This is a genomic window from Streptomyces sp. 130, from assembly GCF_007096885.1.
Lineage (GTDB): Bacteria > Actinomycetota > Actinomycetes > Streptomycetales > Streptomycetaceae > Streptomyces.
Window position 1 is genome coordinate 1 of sequence record NZ_VJNO01000029.1, and the last position, 21,270, is coordinate 21,270.

At 72.1% G+C, this 21,270-nt stretch carries 16 protein-coding genes; 5 read left to right on the forward strand and 11 right to left on the reverse strand.

Features of this window, described 5'->3' with window-relative positions; translation table 11 throughout:
* Positions 1-235: 235 nt before the first annotated feature.
* The 10 genes from FKN01_RS22670 to FKN01_RS22715 form a co-directional block, all read right to left on the reverse strand.
* Positions 236-640 (reverse strand): cytidine deaminase, encoded by a 405-nt coding sequence (locus FKN01_RS22670; protein ID WP_073964308.1) that lies wholly within the window; start codon positions 638-640, stop codon positions 236-238.
* Positions 637-1,926 carry an ABC transporter permease gene (locus tag FKN01_RS22675; protein WP_143623491.1) on the reverse strand — a complete coding sequence of 430 codons (1,290 nt, stop codon included), beginning with the start codon at positions 1,924-1,926 and terminating at the stop codon, positions 637-639. The genes FKN01_RS22670 and FKN01_RS22675 overlap by 4 nt, the downstream gene beginning before the upstream one ends.
* Positions 1,923-3,038 (reverse strand): ABC transporter permease, encoded by a 1,116-nt coding sequence (locus FKN01_RS22680; protein WP_143623493.1) that lies wholly within the window; start codon positions 3,036-3,038, stop codon positions 1,923-1,925. The genes FKN01_RS22675 and FKN01_RS22680 overlap by 4 nt, the downstream gene beginning before the upstream one ends.
* The gene (locus tag FKN01_RS22685) at positions 3,035-4,624 is read right to left on the reverse strand and encodes an ABC transporter ATP-binding protein (protein WP_143623495.1); all 1,590 of its coding nucleotides are present in this window, start codon (positions 4,622-4,624) and stop codon (positions 3,035-3,037) included. Before FKN01_RS22685 ends, FKN01_RS22680 begins: the two co-directional genes overlap by 4 nt.
* A 252-nt stretch (positions 4,625-4,876) precedes the next feature.
* Entirely contained in the window at positions 4,877-5,917 is a 1,041-nt protein-coding gene (locus tag FKN01_RS22690; protein WP_143623497.1) for a BMP family protein, read from the reverse strand.
* Between the two features lie 149 nt (positions 5,918-6,066).
* Positions 6,067-7,296 carry an amidohydrolase gene (locus FKN01_RS22695; protein ID WP_143623604.1) on the reverse strand — a complete coding sequence of 410 codons (1,230 nt, stop codon included), beginning with the start codon at positions 7,294-7,296 and terminating at the stop codon, positions 6,067-6,069.
* A gap of 265 nt (positions 7,297-7,561) precedes the next feature.
* Positions 7,562-8,620: a hypothetical protein gene (locus FKN01_RS22700; RefSeq protein WP_143623499.1), complete on the reverse strand. Its 1,059-nt coding sequence runs from the start codon at positions 8,618-8,620 to the stop codon at positions 7,562-7,564.
* Positions 8,621-8,631: 11 nt separating this feature from the next.
* Positions 8,632-9,567, reverse strand: a complete 936-nt coding sequence (locus FKN01_RS22705; protein ID WP_143623501.1) for an N-acetylneuraminate synthase family protein — start codon at positions 9,565-9,567, stop codon at positions 8,632-8,634.
* An 11-nt stretch (positions 9,568-9,578) separates the two neighbouring features.
* A complete protein-coding gene (locus FKN01_RS22710; RefSeq protein WP_143623503.1) occupies positions 9,579-10,799 on the reverse strand; it encodes an acylneuraminate cytidylyltransferase in 1,221 nt (406 codons plus the stop codon).
* 47 nt (positions 10,800-10,846) lie between these two features.
* Positions 10,847-12,196, reverse strand: a complete 1,350-nt coding sequence (locus tag FKN01_RS22715; protein ID WP_143623505.1) for a DUF6716 putative glycosyltransferase — start codon at positions 12,194-12,196, stop codon at positions 10,847-10,849.
* Positions 12,197-12,415: 219 nt separating this feature from the next.
* Here FKN01_RS22715 and FKN01_RS22720 point away from each other — a divergent pair, with 219 nt between their 5' ends.
* The 5 genes from FKN01_RS22720 (at position 12,416) to FKN01_RS22740 (ending at position 20,586) form a co-directional block, all read left to right on the forward strand.
* Positions 12,416-13,399, forward strand: coding sequence for a glycosyltransferase family 2 protein (locus tag FKN01_RS22720; protein WP_143623507.1), 984 nt, complete (start codon positions 12,416-12,418; stop codon positions 13,397-13,399).
* Complete coding sequence (locus FKN01_RS22725) at positions 13,396-14,784, forward strand: polysialyltransferase family glycosyltransferase (protein ID WP_185992949.1); 1,389 nt, start codon at positions 13,396-13,398, stop codon at positions 14,782-14,784. The genes FKN01_RS22720 and FKN01_RS22725 overlap by 4 nt, the downstream gene beginning before the upstream one ends.
* A gap of 1,056 nt (positions 14,785-15,840) precedes the next feature.
* A complete protein-coding gene (locus FKN01_RS22730) occupies positions 15,841-16,773 on the forward strand; it encodes a hypothetical protein (protein WP_143623509.1) in 933 nt (310 codons plus the stop codon).
* Between the two features lie 188 nt (positions 16,774-16,961).
* Entirely contained in the window at positions 16,962-19,460 is a 2,499-nt protein-coding gene (locus tag FKN01_RS22735; protein WP_143623609.1) for a YfhO family protein, read from the forward strand.
* 184 nt (positions 19,461-19,644) lie between these two features.
* Positions 19,645-20,586, forward strand: coding sequence for a class I SAM-dependent methyltransferase (locus tag FKN01_RS22740; RefSeq protein ID WP_143623511.1), 942 nt, complete (start codon positions 19,645-19,647; stop codon positions 20,584-20,586).
* A gap of 8 nt (positions 20,587-20,594) precedes the next feature.
* On the opposite strand, the gene leuE is transcribed toward FKN01_RS22740, so the two are convergent.
* Complete coding sequence (gene leuE, locus FKN01_RS22745) at positions 20,595-21,251, reverse strand: leucine efflux protein LeuE (protein ID WP_143623513.1); 657 nt, start codon at positions 21,249-21,251, stop codon at positions 20,595-20,597.
* Positions 21,252-21,270: the final 19 nt, after the last annotated feature.

Below are 21,270 nucleotides of genomic sequence, written 5' to 3' on the forward strand. Positions count from 1 at the left end.
CGTTCGCGGACAAGGTCTGCTCCACCGTCGTGGTGCGCGTGGGCTGACCGCCCCCGCACAGGCCCGAGGGCCCGGGCCCCCCCCCCCGGCCCCGGGGGGGCCGGCCGCCGGGGGGGGGGGGGGGGGCGGGGGGGGGGGGGGAGGGGGGGGGGGTGGGGGGGGGCGCGCCGGCCGGGGGGGGGGGGGCGGGGGGGGGGGGGGCGGCGGGGGGGGGGGCCCCCCCGGGCGGGAACGGTCAGCCGAGGTGCGACGGGCCGAACGCCTGGGGCAGCATCTCGTCCAGGGTGCGGAAGCCGTCCGGGGTCTCCAGGATCAGCTCCGGGCCGCCGAACTCGTACAGCAGCTGCCGGCACCGGCCGCACGGGACCAGGCTCTCGCCCGCCCCGTCCACGCAGGTGAAGTGGGTCAGCCGGCCGCCGCCCGTGGCGTGCAGCTGGGAGACCAGGCCGCATTCGGCGCAGAGCCCGATGCCGTACGAGGCGTTCTCGACGTTGCAGCCGGTGATCGTACGGCCGTCGTCCACCCGGGCCGCGACGCCGACCGGGTAGCCGGAGTAGGGGGCGTACGCCCGGGACATGGCGTCCCTGGCCGCGGCCCGCAGGGCCTCCCAGTCGGCCTCGGTGAAGGGCGGGGGCGTCACTTGCCCTGGCCCTTGCGATAGCGCATGCCGTCCGCCTTCGGCATCCGCAGCCGCTGGGCGGAGAGCGAGAGGACGAGCAGCGTGACGATGTACGGCGTGGCGCTGACGAACTCGGTGGGCACGCTGTCCGTGGCGAGGTACCAGACCAGGACGGCCGCCGCGATGACCGCGCTGACGACGCCCTGCACGTAGCTCTTGCGGTAGAGCTTCCACCCGGCGAGGCCGACGAGCACCACGAACAGCAGCAGGAGCAGCGCGTGGACGGACTCGCCGCCGTTGCGCAGCTGGAGCGCGTCGGCGAAGCCGAACAGGCCCGCGCCCATGGCGAGTCCGCCGGGGCGCCAGTTGCCGAAGATCATCGCGGCGAGGCCGATGTAACCGCGTCCGCCGGTCTGGCCCTCGTTGTAGATGTGCGAGGTGACCAGGGAGAGGAAGGCGCCGCCGAGTCCGGCCAGCCCGCCGGAGACGATCACCGCGACGTACTTGTACGTGTAGACGTTGACGCCGAGGGATTCGGCGGCGACCGGGTTCTCGCCGCAGGAGCGCAGCCGCAGGCCGAACGCGCTCTTCCACAGGACGAAGAAGGTCCCGACGAAGAGGACGACGGCGAGGATCGTCAGCAGCGACAGGTTGGTGACGAGGCCGCCGAGGATGCCGGCCAGGTCGGAGACGAAGAACCAGTGGTGCTTCTCGATGGAGTGCAGTCCGTCGGAGAGGCCGGGGATCGTGACCGAGGTGATCTCGTCGGCCGGCGGGGACTGCTTCGGGGAGCCGCCCTTGGCCGCCGCCTCGCCGGTGTTGAACCACAGCTTGGCGAAGTAGGTGGTGAAGCCGAGCGCCAGGATGTTGATCGCGATGCCGGAGATGATGTGGTCGACGCCGAAGGTGATGGTCGCGACCGCGTGGAGCAGGCCGCCGAGCATGCCGCCGACGACACCGGCGAGGACGCCCAGCCAGGGGCTGGTCTGCCAGCCGGCCCAGGCGCCGAAGAAGGTGCCGAGGATCATCATGCCTTCGAGGCCGATGTTGACCACGCCGGCGCGTTCGGACCACAGGCCGCCGAGACCGGCGAGGCCGATCGGCACGGCCATGGCGAGCGCGGCGCTGATCTGGCCCGCCGAGGTGACGTCCTGGGCGCCGGTGATGGCGCGCACGGCGGACAGCGCGAGCAGGGCGCCCGCGATGATCAGCAGGACGACGGGGAAGGAGAGACGGGAACGCCCGCTCTTGCCGCCGGAGACCTGGGGGGCCGCCGGGGGCGGGGTGGAAGTCGCCGTGGCGGTCACGCCGACACCTCCTGCTGGTCGGAGTTACGGGCGGCCTGTGCGGCGAGTTCCGCGCCGACCTTGCTCTGCTGGCGCTTGAGTCCGTAGCGGCGGACGACTTCGTACGCGATGACGACGCACAGGACGATGACGCCCTGGATCACGCCGACGATCTCCTTGTCGTACCCCTCGAACTCCAGCTTTCCGGTGCCGCGCTCCAGGAAGCCCCAGAGCAGCGCGCCGAGCGCGATGCCGATGGGGTGGTTGCGGCCGAGGAGGGCGATGGCGATGCCGGTGAAGCCGATGCCGACCGGGAAGTCGCCGCTGAACTCGTGGCTGTCGTTGAGCAGCGTCGGCATGCCGACGAGGCCGGCGACGGCGCCCGAGATGAGCATCGAAGTGATGACCATGCGGCGGACGTTGACCCCGCTGGCCTCGGCGGCGGAGCCGGACTGGCCCACGGTGCGCAGGTCGAAGCCGAAGCGGGTACGGGAGAGCGTGAACCAGTACGCGATGCCGGCGGCGACGGCGACGACGATGAAGCCCCAGACGGGCGTCGGCGTCGTCGGGAACTCGAAGAAGTGCGAGGACTCCGGGAGCGGCTTGGTGGAGATCTTGGTGCCGGCCTCGTCGAGGTGGCCGAGGCGGTTCTGCTGGAGCAGGTAGCCGATGACCGCGGTCGCGATGGAGTTCAGCATGATGGTCGAGACGACCTCGCTGACGCCCCGGGTGACCTTGAGCAGACCGGCGATGCCGGCCCACATGGCGCCGACGATCATCGCGGTGAGGATGATCAGCGGGATCTGGAGCGCGCCGGGCAGGGTCAGCGCGCCGCCGAGCGCGGCGGCGAAGAAGGCCGCGAGGCGGTACTGCCCGTCGACGCCGATGTTGAAGAGGTTCATCCGGAAGCCGACGGCCACCGCGAGACCCGCGAGGTAGTACGTCGTGGCCTTGTTGAGGATGTAGACCTGGCTGTCCGACTTCAGGCCGTAGTCGAACATGATGCCGAAGGCGTTGAACGGCTCCTTGCCGGTGGCGGCGAGCACGAGTGCCGTCACCAGGAAGGCGACCACGATCGCGAGTACGGGGGCCGCGATCCCCAGGAGCAGCCGCTCCTTGTCGATCTTCTTCATCGGTCCTCTCCCCCTTCGCGGGGGTCGGTGTCGTCGTCCGTGGCGGGCGCGGCGGTCGCCCCGCCCTCCTCCGGCGCTTCCAGGTGGCCGCTGGCCGCGCCGGTCATCGCCGAGCCCAGCTCCTCGGGGGTGATGGCCGCGGGGTCGGCGTCCGCGACCAGGCGGCCGCGGTACATGACGCGCAGGGTGTCGGAGAGCCCGATCAGCTCGTCCAGGTCGGCGGAGATCAGCAGGACGGCCAGGCCCTCGCTCCGCGCCTCGCGGATCTGGTCCCAGATCTGGGCCTGGGCGCCGACGTCCACGCCCCGGGTGGGGTGCGCGGCGATCAGGAGCTTGGGGGCGTGGCTCATCTCGCGGCCGACGATCAGCTTCTGCTGGTTGCCGCCGGAGAGGGAGGCCGCGGTGACGTCGATCCCGGGGGTGCGGACGTCGTACTCGCGCACGATGCGCTCGGTGTCGGTGCGGGCGGCCCTGATGTCGAGGAAGGCGCCCCGGCTGTTGGGCCGCTCGGTGACGTGGCCGAGGATGCGGTTCTCCCAGAGCGGGGCCTCCAGGAGGAGGCCGTGCCGGTGGCGGTCCTCGGGGATGACGGCCATGCCGCCCTCGCGGCGCTTGCGGGTCGGCGTACGGGAGATGTCCGTGCCGTCCAGTGTGAGGGTGCCCTCGTCCGGGGAGCGCATGCCCATGATCGCGTCCACCAGTTCGGACTGGCCGTTGCCCTCCACGCCGGCGATGCCCAGGACCTCGCCCTTGTGGATGGTGAAGGTGATGCCGTCGAGCACGGCGCGCACGGCGCCGTCCGGGTCGGTCGCGGTGAGCCGCAGGCCGTCCACGGTGAGCATGGGGGTGTCGGTGACCGTGGATTCGCGGGTCTCCGGGGAGGGGAGCTCGCTGCCGACCATGAGCTCGGCGAGCTGCTTGGTCGTGGTGTTGCTGGGGTCGGCGGTCCCGACGGTGGTGCCGCGCCGGATGACCGTGATCTCGTCGGCGACCGACAGGACCTCGCCCAGCTTGTGCGAGATGAAGATGACGGTCAGGCCCTCGGCCTTGAGCTCGCGCAGGTTGTCGAAGAGCGCGTCGACCTCCTGGGGCACGAGGACGGCGGTCGGCTCGTCGAGGATCAGGGTGCGGGCGCCCCGGTAGAGGACCTTGAGGATCTCCACGCGCTGCCGGTCGGCGACGCCGAGGTCCTCGACCATGGCGTCCGGGCGGACGCCGAGGCCGTAGGCGTCGGAGATCTCCCGGATCTTTGCGCGGGCCCGGTCGCCGATGCCGTACAGCTTCTCGGAGCCGAGGACGACGTTCTCCAGGACGGTGAGGTAGTCGGCGAGCATGAAGTGCTGGTGCACCATGCCGATGCCGCGGTCGATGGCGTCGCCCGGGTTGGAGAACACGGCCTGTTCGCCGTCCACCGCGATGGTGCCCTCGTCCGGCTTCTGCATGCCGTAAAGGATCTTCATCAGAGTGGACTTGCCGGCGCCGTTCTCGCCGACGAGGGCGTGGACGGTGCCGCGGCGCACGGTGATGTCGATGTCGTGGTTGGCCACGACCCCGGGGAAGCGCTTGGTGATACCGCGGAGCTCCACGGCGTTGGGACTGCTGGACGCGTTGATGGCGCACTCTCCTTGGCAGGAGCGGAGGGCGGGGGCGGTGGGGACGGAAGGCGGGGGGTGGAAAACGTATCGCGCCCGGCCGGTTCCAGTCCCGGCGCGACGCGCGGCGCGGCGCCGCATCGTTGGCCACCTGATCACAGGTGGCCGCCACCCCGCCGGGGGTACGTGAATCGGGGCCCGGAACGGGCGGCCGAAGCCGCTCGCCGGGCCCCGATCAACGGTGGATCAGGTCGTGGTCTTGACCGTGATGGTGCCGTCGACGATCTTCTTCTTCGCCTCGTCGAGCTGGGTCTGGATGTCCTTGAGGTGGTCACCCGTGGGGGTCAGGCTGACGCCGCCCTTGGCCAGCGAGTACGTCTGGGTGCCGGTGATCGGCTTGCCGTCCTTGACGGACTTGACCAGGTCGAAGACGCCGGAGTCGACGTTCTTGACGACCGAGGTCAGGATCGTGTCGGCGTACTTCGCCAGGGCCGGGTCCTTGGCCTGGTCGGAGTCGACGCCGATGGACCAGGCGCCCTTCTTGCCGGCGACGGCCTCGATCGAGCCGGCGCCCGAGCCGCCCGCGGCGGCGAAGATGACGTCGATGCCCTTGTCGAGCATGCCCTTGGCGGCGGCCTTGCCCTTGTCGGGGCTGCCGAAGCCGGAGAGGTCCGAGCCGGTGGACAGGTACTGGATCTGCACCGTGGCCTTCGGCTTGGTGTCCAGGACGCCCTGGCGGAAGCCGGCCGCGAACTTCTTGATCAGCGGGAGGTCCACGCCGCCGATGAAGCCGACCTTGTCGTCCTTGGACTTCAGCGCCGCAGCGACACCGGCGAGGTACGAGCCCTGCTCCTCGGTGAAGACGATGTTGTCGACGTTCTTCACGTCGGAGACCGAGTCGACCAGGCCGAAGGTGATCTTCGGGTACTTGGGCGCGATCTTGTCGACCGCCTCCTTGTACGCGAAGCCGATCGCGATGACCGGGTTGTAGCCGCCCTCGGCGAGCGACTGGAGACGCTGGTCGCGGTCGGCCGAGCTCTCACCGGTCTTGGCGGTGAGCTCCTTGGTCTCGGCACCGAACTCGGCCTTGGCCTTGTCCAGGCCGCGCGCGGCGGAGTCGTTGAACGAGTTGTCGCCACGACCGCCGACGTCGTAGGCCATGCCGATCTTCATCTTGCCGTCGTCCGAGCCGCTGCTCTCGTCGGACGACTCGCCGCACGCGGTGGCGGTGAGCGCGAGAGCCGCGGTGACGGCGATCGCGGCGCTGATCTTGGATACCCGGCGCAAGGGAAGGCTCCTTCAAACCTGACCGAAGCGCCTCTTCCGGCGCTGGTTTCGCCGCGATCGTAACGCGCGTAGATGTCAGATAAAGCCCTGTACGGAAGCCGTTATCGGATCGTCGCGAACGCGAGCCGACGCCGGGGCGACGGGTTCGGTCACAGATGGTTTACGTGGAGCAACGCGGCGGCGGTGAAGAGTTCGACGCCGACCGTGATCGCCTCCTCGTCGGCGTCGAAGTCGCCCCGGTGGAGGTCGAGCCCGCGGGCGTCGCCGGGGGTCCGGACCCCGAGGCGCGCCATGGCCCCCGGGACGTGCTCCAGGTACCAGGAGAAGTCCTCGCCGCCGAGGCTCTGCTCGGTGTCCTCGATGGCGTACGGCCCCCGGCGCGCGGACATCGCACCGGCCAGGAGGTCGGCCGCGGCGGCCTCGTTGACGACGGGCGGAACGCCCCGGACGTAGTTGATCACCGTCTTGGCGCGGTACGTCCCGGCGACCTCGTCGATCGCGGCGTGCACCAGGTCCGGCGCCTCCCGCCACGTCTTGAGGTCCAGGCAGCGCACCGTGCCGGAGAGCTCCGCGTGCTGGGGGATGACGTTGCAGGCGTGGCCGGCCTCCAGCCGCCCCCAGGTCAGGGCGAGCCCGGCCCGCGCGTCGACCCGGCGGGCCAGCAGCGCGGGCACCTCGGTGGCGACCTTGGCGGCGGCGGTGACCAGGTCCGTGGTCAGGTGGGGGCGGGCGGTGTGGCCGCCGGGTCCGTCGAGGGAGAGTTCGAGGCGGTCGCAGGCGGAGGTGATCGCGCCGGTCCGGAGCCCGATCCGGCCGACGTCCACCTTCGGGTCGCAGTGGACGCCGACGATCCGGCCGACGCCGTCGAGGACCCCGGACTCGATGGCGTCGGGCGCCCCGCCGGGCAGCACCTCCTCGGCCGGCTGGAAGATCAGCCGCACCGGGTTGGGCAGCAGCCCCCGCCGGTCCAGCTCGGCGAGCACGAGTCCGGCGCCGAGCACGGTGGTGGTGTGGACGTCGTGCCCGCAGGCGTGCGCGCGGTCGGGCACGGTGGAGCGGTAGGGGACGCCGCTCTTGGTGTCCGGGATGGGCAGCGCGTCGATGTCGGCCCGGAGCGCGAGCATCGGCCGCGTGCCTTCCCCGCGCGTCCCGACGTCACACATGAGCCCGGTCCCGGAGGCGAGCACCTTCGGCGCGAGCCCGGCCTGCTCCAGCCGGGCCTTGATCGCCGCGGTGGTGCGGAACTCCTGATTGCCCAGCTCGGGGTGCATGTGCAGGTCCCGGCGGAAGGCGATCAGCTCGGCGCGGAGGGCGTCGGGCAGGGTGCCGGGCAGGGTCTCGCTCTGGGAGGGACCGGCTTCGGACTCGGGGCAGATCAACTGGCTCACCTGTTGAAGGGTAAGCCTCTTCCCTCCTCAACTGACCATGAAACAGGAAAACTTCAGCCACACAGGCGAATGTTTGGCCGCGTCCCGGCGTGTGGGACGCGCGCGGGATGGGTACACTCCGGCGCTCGTCGCGCGGTGGAGCCCGGCTGAATCCCCTGTACGACGTCCGGGCCGCGAGGCGGCCCTGGGCGGGGAGCTGGCCGGGGCCCGGGAGCGCGTGGCGCGGCAGATCATGAACGGTCGCTGAACCAGGCCCTCACGCCTCCCCCGCCACCGCCGTGACGTGCCAGGAAGCCAGGCGGTGGGCGTCGCGGGCGGTCTCCGTGACGCCGCTCAGGAAGCCCTGGGCGCGCGGGGACGCCGTTTCGTGGAGCCATTCCGGGGCGATGTCGCAGACCGCGACCTTCACCTCGGTGCCGGCCAGGGCGAGGGGCAGGGTGTGCACCACGGTGGACGGGAAGCTCACCACCGTACGGCCGATGGGGCCGCGGCGGGCGATGAGTTCCAGGGGGAGGTCGGGCCGGACGATCTCCAGGCCGGTGGCCGCCTCCAGGGCGTGCAGCTTCTCGGTGGACTCGCGGCGGTGCGCGAAGTAGCGGGTGGCGCCGTGCGTCCGGGCGAGGGCGGCGACCGCGTCCAGATAGCGGGCCCGGTCCACCACGCCCGTCTCGACCAGTGAGGTGCCGACCAGGTCCGCGCCCTTGGTGAGCGACGGCGGACCGAAGCGGGACCGGGTCCAGGAGAAGGTGTTCGGGATGAGGGTGACGCCCGGCGGCGGGATCACGGGCATGGCGGTGAACAGCTCGACCTCGCGCGCCGCCGACGGCGTGAACCGGCGCCGCGCGGTGGACGTCACCGGCGCGAGGGCCAGCTCGCGCGGGCTGAGGCCGCCGCGCCGGTGCCAGCGCACCAGGCGTTCGCCCCGGGTGAGCTGGGCGACGAACTCCATGGTGGCGGTGCCGTCGTCCACCACGGTGAGGCGGCGGGGGCGTACGAGCGTGAGCAGCAGCTGCACGTAGCGCGAGAAGGGGTCGCCGATGACGATGTGGTCGGCGTTGCGGACGAGCCGGGTGAGGGCGCGCAGCGACTTCAGGGGGGTGCCCGAGTCGCCGCGCGCCTCCTGCCAGCGCACGGTCATGCCCTCGTCGCGGGCCAGCTCCGCCATCCGGCGCAGCTGACCGCGCGACATCGGGTCGACCGGGGGGAGGACGACGACGGTGACGTCCGTGAGGACGCGCCCGCCGCCTCCCTCGGTGACGGCCCACTCCAGGACGTTCAGGAGCTGGACCGGGCTCTCGACGAAGGCGAGGTTCACCGGCCGGCCCGTCAGACCGCGACCGGTTCGGCGGCCGTGGCCGCCGCGTCGCTCTCCGCCACGACGCCCGGGACCCGGCGGAGCTTCTTCATCGGGCCGAGCTCGGACTCGTAGACCTTCTTGACGCCGTCGCCGAGGGAGGCCTCGATGGTGCGGATGTCGCGGACGAGGCGGGACAGGCCCTGCGGCTCGACGGAGGCGGCCTGGTCGGAGCCCCACATGGCGCGGTCCAGGGTGATGTGGCGCTCCACGAACGCGGCGCCGAGGGCGACGGCGGCGAGGGTGGTCTGCAGGCCCGTCTCGTGGCCGCTGTAGCCGATCGGGACGTTGGGGTACTCCTGCTGGAGGGTGTGGATGACCCGCAGGTTCAGCTCCTCGGCCTTCGCCGGGTACGTCGAGGTGGCGTGGCAGAGCAGGATGTTGTCGGAGCCGAGCACCTCGACGGCGTGCCGGATCTGGCGCGGGGTCGACATGCCGGTGGAGAGGATCACCGTGCGGCCGGTGGCGCGCAGGGTGCGCAGCAGCTCGTCGTCGGTGAGCGACGCGGAGGCCACCTTGTGGGCGGGGACGTCGAACTTCTCCAGGAAGGCGACGGCCTCGGTGTCCCACGGGGAGGCGAACCAGTCGATGCCGCGCTCGGCGCAGTGCTCGGAGATGGCCCGGTACTCGTCCTCGCCGAACTCCACGCGGTGGCGGTAGTCGATGTACGTCATGCGGCCCCAGGGGGTGTCGCGCTCGATGTCCCACTGGTCGCGCGGGGTGCAGATCTCCGGGGTGCGCTTCTGGAACTTGACGGCGTCGCAGCCGGCCTCGGCGGCCACGTCGATCAGCGCGAGGGCGTTGTCGAGGTCGCCGTTGTGGTTGATGCCGATCTCGCCGGTGATGTAGACGGGGTGGCCGGGGCCGGCGGTGCGGTTGCCGAGGCTGCGCAGGCGGGAGGTGCTCATGAGGGTGTTCCTTACTCGGTGGGGGCTGTGGTGAGGGTGGGGCCCAGGAGCCAGGCCGCGATCTCGCGGATGGCGCCGGAGCCGCCCGGGGTGGTCGTCACGGCGCGCGCCGCTGCGCGCACCGAGTCGTGGGCGCTCGCGACGGCCACGGGCCAGCCGGCGAGCGCGAAGCAGGGGAGGTCGTTGACGTCGTTGCCGACGTACATGACGCGTTCGGGTGCGAGGGACTGCTCGTCGCACCACTGCTTGAGCGCGAGGTCCTTGCGGTCCACGCCGTGCAGGACGGGCACCCGCAGCTTGTTGGCGCGGGCGGCGACGACCGGGTTCTGTTCGGTGGACAGGATCAGCAGCGGTACGCCGGCCTTGCGGAGGGCGGCGATGCCGAGCCCGTCGCCCCGGTGCACGGCGACGGTCTCGCGGCCGTCGGAGTCCACCAGGACCCGGTCGTCGGTCTGGGTGCCGTCGAAGTCGAGGACCACGGCGTCGATGTCGTCCAGGGTCGGCAGCGGGGCCGGGTCCAGGAGCGGGGCGAGCAGGCGGGCGCGCTCCAGGTCGTGCGGGTCGTCGATCTCCAGGACGCGCGCCGGGTCGGTGCGGACCAGCGCGGTGTGGCCGAAGAAGCGGTGGCGGTGGGTGCGGAAGCCGGCGGCGTCCATGGCGTAGGCGGCGCCCGTCTCCAGCAGGTCCTCGGGGCGGTCCTGGCGGCGCGGGCGGACCCGCTTGTCGTGGTTGACGCCGTAGTTGTGGTCCTCGATCGCGGTGCCGTCGCGCCACAGGAAGCCGTGGAAGGGGGCGACGGTGACGGCGGTGTCGGCGCCGTCGCGGGCGACGGCGGCGGCGACCCCGTCGATGTCCTCGCGGGTGACGAAGGGGCTGGTGCACTGGACGAGCAGGACGACGTCGGCGGTACGGCCCCGCAGCGCCTCGTAGGCGTCGAGGGCGTGCAGCACGGCGGCCTCGCTGGTCGCGGTGTCGCCGGCGATCTCCTCGGGGCGCTGTACGCAGTGCAGCCGGGCGCCCTCGCCGAGCGCTTCGGCCGCCGCGCGGGCGGCCTCGGCGACGGCGGGCGCGTCGGTCGTCACCACGACGTCGGTGACCTCGCCGGAGGCCAGGCAGGCGCGGACGGCGCGGGCGACGAGCGGGACGCCGCCGACCCGGGCGAGGTTCTTGGCGGGGACGCCCTTGGAGCCGCCGCGCGCGGGGATGACGGCGAGCACGGTGGGTCGGTTCATCGGTGCTCCGGTGGGTGTGGTGTCGGTGGTGTGCACAGCTCGCGTGGTCACAGCTCCCCCATCCGCCGGACGACCGGGGCGACGCGCTGGACGCCGTGCCGGTACGCGCCCCGGGCCGCGTCCCGGACCGCCTCGCGCACCGCCGTTCTGACCCGGCCGGCCTCGCGGGGCGCGGCGGCACCGGGCAGCGGGTGGCCGTCGGGGGCCAGGTGGTGGCGGGCGAGGATGCCCGGGAGGTAGCCGGGGGCGGTGGCGGGCGTGTAGTAGGGCGCCGGGTCGGGCAGCCGGCCCCGGGCCAGCAGTGCGGTGACCCGGGCCCGGGCGGTGTCGTAGGCGGTGGGGTAGCTGCCGTCGGCGGCGACGCCCTGGCCGGCCAGCCACGCGGGGTCGGGCCGGGGCCGGGCGCCGGCGTCCAGGTGGTCGAAGGAGGTCAGCAGTCCGGAGCCGGTGAAGTGGTGGTTGCCGAGGGCTTCGCGCACCCCGAGGTCGGTCAGGACGGCGGTGGGGATGCGCCGGTGCAGGGCTTCCAGGGCGGCGGTGGACGAGACGGTGACGAGGAGGTCGGTGCGGTCCAGGACCTCGCCCATGTGCCCGTACACCAGGCGGAAGTTGGGCGGGAGGCCGCCGGGCAGCCGCTCGGCGAGCCGCTGATAGGGGTGCTCCTCGATGTGCGTGGTGTGCTCGCCGGGCTTGGACCGCAGCTTGAGCAGGACCTCGCGGCGGGGGTGCAGCCGGGCGTGCTCGACGAGGCGCCGCAGCAGGTACGTGCGGTCGGCCCGGCTCGCCGGTACGGAGGGCTGGGCGGCGAACACCAGGGTGTCGCGGCCGGGTTCGGGGCGGTACGGGTCGCCGCCGAGGAACGGCAGGGCGGCCTCGGTGACGGCCGAGGCGTCGGCGCCCACTCCCTCGTACACCGCGCGGAAGCGCTCCGCGTCGTGGCGGGAGTTGGCCAGGACGATGTCGGCGCCGTGGCGCAGCAGGAGCCCGTCGGTGAGCTTCTCGTAGACGACACCGACGTAGCCGGTGACGAGGACGGGCCTGGTGGGCAGCCGGAGGGCGGCGATGCCGTGCAGCATGGCCTGGACCGCGCCGCCGACGAGGGCCAGGACGACGACGTCGTATCCCTCGTCCCGTACGGCGTGCAGGAACTCGACGGCGGTGACCTCGCGCACCCGGTCGGCGGGAATCCCCACGTCGCCGACCTCGGCGAGCTGGCGCGGGGTCGGGGTCGCCCGGCCGCGCAGCAGCAGCCCGCTGACCTCGACCCGCTGGGCGGGCGCCCCGGACACGGGGGCGGTGAGGCGGTGCGCGGTGAGCGCGCCCCATTTCCACCGGGTGTCGGAGTCGGCGATCACGGCTGCCCTGAGGGCGGTCGTCTTTTCGGTACGTCGTGGCACGTCTCAGACGTTAGGAAGGTCAGGGGGTGCGCGGCCCAACGCGACAGCAACAGAGGGTTAACAGCCCGCCGACGATTGCCGAACCGACTCCACGGACCGGCGAAAAGGGGAGAAGAACACGCCGAAAGACCGCTGATTCACGATTTCGACGGGCGGCGTTCACCTGCCGTCCGCATCGCCGACAGGGCGAATGCGCGGCCCGCAACTAGCGTGAGGCGGGTGGTTAAGCTCTCCGTCATCGTGCCGTTCTACAACGTGCAGACATACGCGTCCGACACCCTCCGAAGCCTGTTGGCCAACGCCCGCGAGGACTTCGAATTCATCCTGGTCGACGATTGCTCGACCGATGGAACGGCCGGCCTGTTGCATCGCGCCCAGAAGGAGATTCCGGGGGTGGTGGTGCGCAGACACGAACAGAACGGCGGCCTGGCCACCGCACGCAACACCGGTCTGGACGCGGCCCGTGGGGAGTACATCACCTTCCTGGACGGCGACGACTGGCTGGCACCCGGCTACTACGCGGAGCTGGTCGCCCACGCCGAGGCTCTGGCCTGCGACTTCGTGCGTACGGACCACGTCCAGGCGAACGGCCGCGCCCGCACGGTGCAGCGCGCGCCGCACGGTCTCCGGGGCGTACCGCTGGACCCCCGCGCGGCGATCCTGCCCGCCCACCGGTCCACGATGGTCGATTACCCGTACGCCTGGGCCGGGATCTACCACCGCCGGCTCCTGGACAGCGGGCTGCTCCATTTCACCGACGGATTGCGCACGGCGGAGGACCGGCCGTGGATCTGGCGGCTGCACCGCGAGGCCGAGTCCTTCGCGGTGGTCGGCATGCTGGGTCTCTTCTACCGGCGCGGGGTGACCACGTCGCTGACCCAGATCGGGGACGTACGCCAGCTCGATTTCATCCGGGCGTTCGATCAGGTCGTACGGGAAACGGCCGACGACCGCGACGCGGACACCCTGCTGCCGAAGGCCGTACGGACGTACTGCGCCGTCATCTCTCATCACATCAACTCGATCGAAAGGTTCGAACCCTCTGTGGCCCGGACACTGAAGTCGCTCAGCTCGGCGGCCCTGAAGCGCATGCCGCGCCAGGTACTCGACGAGGCACTGGACTCGATGGACGGGCAGCGCGCGACGCTGCTGCGCCGGCTGCGTCGCCGGACGTACACCGCGAAGGAGGCGGTCGCCGCGTGAGCACCACCGTGCGCACCACGCGCCTCTTCGTCGCCTCCACCCTCTACGGCGTGGCCACGCTGGCCGCCGCATTGGACGCGGGCCGGTTCGAGACGGCCGACCGCTCGCTCCTGCTGCTCTGCAACAACGCCTCGATTCCGGAGACCTCCCCCTCCGTCGACGAGATGCCCGGCTTTGAAGCGCTGCGCGGCCGATTCGACGGCGTGCTGTCGTGGAACGAGGCCATCGCGCCCTTCCACCCCGGCGCCTGGGTGCCGCGCGCGGACGACGTGCCGCTGTGGGAGCGTCATCTGCGGCGCGAATGGGAGCTCGGACACGACCGCGTCGAGCTGGTGGTCGAATCGATCCAAGTCAGTCCCGCCCTGTCGATCTGCCAGATCTTCCCCTCGGCGCCGATCGACGTGTACGCGGACGGCTTGATGAGCTACGGCCCGACCAGGGACAAGCTCGACCCCCTCGTCGGCACCCGGATCCGCCGGCTGATCCATCCCGAACTCGTGCCGGGGCTGAAGCCTTTGCTGCTCACCGAGTTCGGCGTCGAGGCGGAGACGCTGGGCACGGGTCACCTGCTGAAGGTGTTCGCCGAGCTGGCCGACCTGCCGTTCGAGGTCCCGGCCGTCGAGGCCCCCGCCCTGCTGCTGGGCCAGTACCTCTCGGCGCTCGGGCTCATCGAATCGGCGCAGGAGGAGGAGCTGCACCTGCGGATGATCCGGGGCGCCGTCGCCCTCGGGCACACCCGCCTGGTGTTCAAGCCGCACCCCACCGCCCCGGAGCAGTGGAGCCAGGCGATGGCCGCCGAGGCGGACGCCCTCGGCGCCGAACTGACCGTGCTGCGGCGCGAAGCGGGCCCGGACGGATCACCGGGCGCCTCGCTGCTCGTGGAGGTGCTGTACCAGCGGATGCGGCCGGCCCTGGTCGTCGGCTGCTTCTCGACGGGGCTGATGACGGCGGCCTCGTTCTTCGGGCTGCCGGTCGCCAGGACCGGCACGGAGCTGCTGCTGGACCGGCTCGCCCCGTACCAGAACAGCAACCGGATTCCGGTGACGCTGATCGACGCGCTGCTGCCGGACCTGGAGGACGCCCGGGCCGTGAGCGGATGGTCGCCGCCGTCCGCCGAGCAGGTGGCCGAGCTCGTCTCCCCGCTGCTCACGGCGGTGGGCTTCGCCATGCAGCCCCGGATCTACCCGGAGTTGCGCCCGGCGGCCGAGCGCTACCTCGCACACCATCTGGACGACCGCACCTGGCGCTACTTCAAGCGACGCCGCCTGAGCGCCCTGGCCCTGCCGGGGGCGGTCCCCGCCCAGCTCGCCTTCATCCCCCGCAGCCCGGCCCTCCGGAAGGTGGCGCGACGAGCCCGGGCGCTGAAGCGGGCGGCGCTGAGGTGAGGCGGCATCGCAACGCCGCCGGCCGGACCGCGACGGTCACGTGGGCGCCCAAGGACGCCGACGACTCCCTCACCCTTGGCTGCCGCCCCGGCTTCTGCGGTCCGACGACGCCGGAGCCGTGCTTCGTTTCCAGCCAGGTCATCACCACCTGAGCGTCGGCACTCCACGGCAAAGGCCCCGTCCCACCGGACGGGGCCTTCGCTGTCCCCGCTGGCCGCCCTGTGCCGAAGTGCCGACCGCCGGGGGACAGCGAACAGTTTCCAGCCATCTCGTGGGCCTTCGGGGGCCAGCCTCGCGCAATCAATTCATCCCTCGTCCATAAGGAATACGAATAAGGAATACGAATGAGGAATACCCACTCACGAGAGCGCCGGAGCTGCGACGGCCCCGCAGCGGGAATGCAACACGGGCCGGTTGGAAACTCGAGGGACACATCCGGCCAAGTCATACAAGTACCCCATGACGGCTCACCCGATCAGATCGCCTGCGAAGAGATGCAACGGAGCGGAATCAAATACTCCGAGTCGCCGGTTCCGAACGCCCCGCGCCTCTGGCCGCTTGACCGCAATCCGGCCGACTCATAGCGTTCCATTCGCCGCGCCACTGGTACGGGGGCTCGGACGAATACGCCAGAAAATTTATTTCGCAGTGTGCGGATTCGCATGCACTGCGCTTCACGCCATTCAGCGCGCCCGAAAGCTCGAGGCGATCGATGCCAACGACCCGATCTTCGGCACCACGCTTGTTCATGCCTTCTCGTTTCGGCGCACCACACCAAACTCTCCGGGGAAATCTGTGCCTTTCGATCTGATCAGAGGACGCGGCAGGCTTGCGGCAGTCGCGACGGCTCTCATAGCGGCCGGCGTTCTGGGACCCGTCCAGAACGCCGCAGCAGCTCCCACGGCAAGCCTCTCCGCCCATCCGGACGACCAGCACGGCAGCAAGGGGCAGGGGCCCGTCACGCCCCGGGCCGACCTCGCGTCCGGCGCTCTGGCCGCGGCTCAGACTTCCTCTCCCATCACCCGTGCGGAAGTCATACGCCGAGCGAAGTCGTGGGTGGGCCTCGGGCTCGTCTACAACCAGTCCGGTTCATACGACAACTGGCGCACCGACTGCTCCGGCTATGTCTCGATGGCCTGGAACCTGGGCTCGTCCCTCGTCACCAACACGTTCGTTCCGTCAGGTGTTGCCGAGTGGAGCACCAAGGACAGCCTGATGGCGGGAGACGTCCTCCTCAATGACGCCGCCGGCAACCTGGGCCATGTAGCCCTCTTCTCTTCGTGGACGGACTCCTCCCACACCGCCTACATGGGATACGAGTTCAGCGGCAGCGGTGTGCAGTACCACCGGATCCCCTACCCGTATTTCTCGGGGTACGGCACGTACAAGCCCGCGCGGCTGAAGGGCATCGTGGGTGAGACAAGCCGGCCCGCAGGCCGGGTCTGGGACCGCGCGCGCCCGGACGGTGGAGCCTGGGACACGACCGCGGACCTGATCGACGCGGGCGGCTCGGTCAACGCCGTATCCGCTGCCTCGCTCCCCAACGGCACGGTGCACGTTGAATCCTTGGTCAACGGCGAAGTCTGGGACCGCACCCGCAACACCAACGGCACCTGGACCGGCTCCACCCAGATCGACGCAGGCGGAGCCGTCACCGACATCGCCTCCGCCGCACTCCCCGACGGGACCCTCCACGTCCAAGCCGTCGTCAACGGCGAAATCTGGGACCGCACCCGCAACACCAACGGCACCTGGACCGGATCCACCCAGATCGACGCGGGCGGAGCCGTCACCGACATCGCCTCCGCCGCACTCCCCGACGGAACCCTCCACGTCCAAGCCGTCGTCAACGGCGAAGTCTGGCACCGCACCCGCAACACCAACGGCACCTGGACCGGCTCCACCCGCATCGACGCCAACGGCTCCATCTTCGGCACCTACGCCACCGCAACCCCGGGCGGCACCCTCCACGTCGGCACCAACGCCTGACCTACGTGTCCGGCGGCCGATCGCCCTTGCCGGTCGTCATCCACAGCTGTCCCGCACTCGGCGGGCGCCGGCGCCGGTGTGCAGGATGGCCGGTCGGGGGTGTTTGCGTGAAGCCCGGCGGACGATCACGTGAACCACCCTTCTGGCCAGGGGATTTGACGATGCTCGATGGCATATTCGAACCCACCATGAGGACTCCGTCGATTCTCCGCTCACCGCGCGCCCGGGCCGCCGCCCTGGCCTCCGTGCTCGCCGCCCTCAGCGTCTGCGCCGGGGACGCGGTGGCCCGCAGCTATCCCTTCGGCCCGCACACCCGCAGCGTCAACGACCTGGGCAACCAGTTCGTCCCGTTCCACGCCCGCCTCTGGGACCTGCTGCACGGGCAAGCGGACGGGGGTCTGCTGCTGAACTGGCAGTCCGGTTTCGGCACGAGCTTCCTTCCCGACTTCGGTACGTATCTGAGCAGCCCGTTCGCCCTGCTCGTCGGGGTCTTCCCCAAGGACCGGATCGACCTGGCCGTGTACGCGGTGACGCTGGTCAAGACGGGGGCGGCGGCAGCCGCGATGACCTGGCTGCTGACGGCGCTCCGGCGCGGGCGGGGCCGGGAGTGGGCGGCCGTGGTGCTCGGGGCCTCCTACGCGCTGTGCGGGTGGTCGGTGATCGAGGCCGTGTACAACCCGATGTGGCTGGACGGACTGATCGCGTTCCCGCTGCTGTGCCTGACCGCCGAGTGGGCGCGCACGGGCCGGCGGCCGGTCCTGGGCACGCTGCTGGTGACACTGGCCTGGGTGTCGAACTTCTACACCGCGTACATGGCGACGCTCGGCGCGGCCCTGGTGCTGGTGGTACGGCTGGTGCTGGAGGACGGGACGCGCCGGGAGCGGGTCCGGGGCCTGGGGCGGGCGGTGCGGACGGTCGCGCTCGGGATCGGGCTCGCCGCGCCCGTCCTGGTGCCGGTGTTCCTCGGGACGCGGCACGCCTACCCGGGCTGGACGCGCGCGTTCGCCCCGGCCGCCTGGGACGATGTCGCGGCCCGGTTGCTCCCGGCGACGTACAGCTTCTTCACGCCGGCGGTGTTCCTGGGCACCGGCGCCCTGCTGCTCGCGGGTGCCCTGGCCTTCCAGCGGGCCGTCCCGCGCACCGAACGCCTGGTGTGGACGGGGCTCGTGGCCGGGGTGGCGCTGTCCTTGCAGTGGGAGCCGACGCATCTGCTCTGGCACGCCTTCGCGACGCCCAACGGCAGCCCGTACCGCCAGACGTTCGTGCTGTCCGGGCTGTTGGTGATCGCCGCCTGGCTGTCGGTCGCCTCCGCCTGGCCGGACCGGCGGGCGCTGCTCGGCGGCGCCGGGGTGGTCGTGCTGATCGCCGCCGGGGCCGCGTCCAGCGCCCTGGTCACCACGTGGACGTACCCGCTGTTCGCGGCGGGCCTGGTGGCCGTGGCGGGCGCCCTGGTGCTGGCCCGGCACGGCCGGTACGCCGTGCTGGCGGCGCTCCTCCTGGTCGGGGCGCAGGCCGGGCAGGCCGCCGCGACGACCGCTTACGCCGACCGGCAGCGGCTGGACCGGCTGGACGACTACGGGCCCTGGGGCGAGCGCCAGAGCCTCCAGGCAGCTGCGGTCGCCGGGGCGGACGGCTGGCCGCGCTACCGGACCGACCCCGGTCTGGAGCAGAGCACGGCGAACGATCCGCTGGTGGCCGGCGGCCAGGGCGGGGCGTACTACAGCAGCCACACCCCGGACGTGCTGACCCGCACCTTCCGCGCCCTCGGCGCCGGCTGGACGTCCAACGGCCGGTCCCTGCAGGATCTGGACAGCGCGGTGACGGACGCGGTGTTCTCCGTCGGCGCCCGGGTCCACATGCCGCGCGACGCGCACCAGGTCTGGAACCGCCCGGACGCCCGCCCGGTCACGGTGACCCGGGCGGAGGTGCCGCCGCTGGTGACGGTCCGGCCCGACAGCGGGTCCGTGGGCTACGGGCGTTCGCCGTTCCGCAACCAGGAGATGCTGCTCGGCGCGTCCGTCTACACGGTGCCGACGACCGCCCTGCACGCGGCGGACGGGAGCGAAGCGCCGGACGCGGGCCCGGACGGCTACGCGGTGCGGCCCGGCACCTACACCCTGCGTGCGGCCTGTCCGGCCGGCAGCGAGGTGTATCTGTGGGCGCCGGACCTGTTCGGCCGGGCCCAGCTGGGGTCGGCCGAGGCGGCCGAGTTCAGGGGCGAGTTGCCCTCGCGGCGGGCCGGGGTGCGCGCACTGGGCGACGGGGGCGGGGCGCTCGCCGTGTCGTTGCGGGTGGAACGCGACGGGACCGTCCCGCGCGACGCCGTCGGCTGCCTGGACCGGGACCGGCTGGCCGACGCGGTGGCCGGGCTGAAGCGGACGGGGGCGACGCGGGTGACCGTCACCGGCAGCGGAGTGCGCGCCGAACTCCCCGTCGGCACCAGCGGCTTGGCGGTGCTCGCCGCGCCCCGGATCGCCGGGTGGAGCTGCGGGGGCCGTCCGGCCGACTCGTACCTCGGGCTGGTCGCGGCCCCGGTGAGCGGCGACCGGCCGGTCCTCGACTGCTCGTTCCGGCCGCCGGGGCTGAAGGCGGGGAGCCTCGCCGGGGGCGTGGCGCTGATGGGCCTGGTGGCGGTCGGGGTGACCGGGCGGCGGCGCAAGGGGACGCTGCGAAAGGGGGCGCCGTGAAAGGGGGCGCCGCGAAAGAGGGCGCCGTGAAAGAGGGCACCGCGAAAGAGGGCACCGTGAAAGGGGGCACCGTGAAAGGGAGCGCCGCGAAAGGGGGCGCCGTAAACCCGTTCGCCCGCGACGACACCGGAACTTCATCTCCGCGTGGTGGGGCGGCCCGGCGCCCGCGCGTACGTTCCCAGCCATGGTCTCCCTTCTGAACAACCCCCTGACACGGCGCGCCCTGCGCCCCGCCGCCACCCTGGTCGACCGCCGCATCCAGCAGCGCGTGGAACGCGCCACCGGCCCGTTGCGCGGCGAACTGGCCGCTCTGCGGCGGGAGTACGAGATGGAGCGGCGCGGCCGTCACGCCCTGGAGCTGCTGCTCGACCGGTCCGGGCGCGGCACGTTCCGGATGCCCTCGGCCCAGGAGGTCGACCGGCTGGTCCGCGAGGTGGGCGCGCTGACGGGGAACGGGGCGGCGGCGCGGCGGAGTGTGGTGTCCGCCTACCGCACGGTGGTCGCGCTGGAGGCGCTGGGCGTGGGCCGGCTCGCGGGCTCGACGTCCAATGTGTGCGGCAAGCTGGCGACCGTACCCCTGCTGGCCCCGCCGAACGGGCGCATCCTGGAGATCGGCACGCTGTACGGGCTGTTCGCCGCCGCGCTGACCCGGATGACGCACCGGGCGGGGGTCGAGCCGGAGCTGACGATCGTCGATCCGCTGGCCGGTTCCCAGCTCCAGTCGGGCACCTCGCAGCCCGCCGACCCCACGGGCACCCCCGTGCGCGAGGACGTGGTGCGGGCCAACCTCGCGCTGACCGGGGGCGGCACGACGCACCATCCCCGGATCGTCCAGGGCTTCTCCAGCGCGCCCGAAGTGCGGGCGGAGGCGGGCGACCGGGAGTACGGGGTGATCGTGGTGGACGGCGACCACTCCATGGCGGGGGTGGCCGCCGACCTGGAATGGGTCGAGGAGATCGCGGCCCCCGGCGGGGTCGTGGTGCTGGACGACTACGGGGACGCTGCGTGGCCGGGCGTCCAGGAGGCCCTGGACAAGCACCTGGCGGGCGGCGCCTCGCGGCTGCGGCTGCTGGGGCGGGTCTCGACGTCGGCGTACCTGCGGGCGGAGCGGGGGCGTACGGCCTGAAGGGCCGGTCAGACGCTGCTGAGCGAGAGCTTGGCGGCGAAGCCGAGGAACAGCACCCCGGCCGCCGAGGTGGCCCCGGCCGAGAGCCGCCGGCGCCTGCGGAACGCGGCGGACAGCCGGGTGCCGCCGAAGATCAGCGCGGACAGGTAGAGGAAGCTGGCGAGCTGGAGCAGGGTGCCCAGGACCAGGAACGACAGGGCCGGGTAGGCGTAGTCGGGGTCCACGAACTGCACGAAGAACGAGATCAGGAAGAGGATCGCCTTCGGGTTGAACAGGCTGACCACCAGCGCCCGCCGGTACGGCCGCTCCATGGTGCCGGGCGCTTCCGCCTCGTCCGCGATCTCGGCGGCCCGCCGGTGCCGCTCCCGCCACATCGACCGGGCGGCCCGCAGCATCCCGATCGCCATCCAGGTCAGATAGCCCGCGCCCGCGTACTTGACGATCGCGAACAGCACGGGCGTGGTCTGCAGCAGCGACGAGGCGCCCAGCGCGGAGAGCGTCATCAGCACGGTGTCGCCGGTCCACACCCCGGCCGCCGCGACGTACCCGGTCCGCACCCCGCGCCGCGCGGCGACGGACAGCACGTACAGCGAATTGGGCCCCGGCAGCAGAACGATCAGCACGAGGCCGGCGAGATAGGTCGGAAGGTCGGTGACACCCAGCATGGGACGGAGTCTCGCACGC

Excerpts from the sequence above, each read along its gene's own strand:
- FKN01_RS22710 (WP_143623503.1), bottom strand. The coding sequence starts at position 10,799 with ATGAACCGACCCACCGTGCTCGCCGTCATCCCCGCGCGCGGCGGCTCC.
- FKN01_RS22680 (WP_143623493.1), bottom strand. The coding sequence starts at position 3,038 with ATGAAGAAGATCGACAAGGAGCGGCTGCTCCTGGGGATCGCGGCCCCC.
- FKN01_RS22740 (WP_143623511.1), top strand. The coding sequence starts at position 19,645 with ATGGTCTCCCTTCTGAACAACCCCCTGACACGGCGCGCCCTGCGCCCC.
- FKN01_RS22735 (WP_143623609.1), top strand. The coding sequence starts at position 16,962 with ATGAGGACTCCGTCGATTCTCCGCTCACCGCGCGCCCGGGCCGCCGCC.
- leuE (WP_143623513.1), bottom strand. The coding sequence starts at position 21,251 with ATGCTGGGTGTCACCGACCTTCCGACCTATCTCGCCGGCCTCGTGCTG.
- FKN01_RS22705 (WP_143623501.1), bottom strand. The coding sequence starts at position 9,567 with ATGAGCACCTCCCGCCTGCGCAGCCTCGGCAACCGCACCGCCGGCCCC.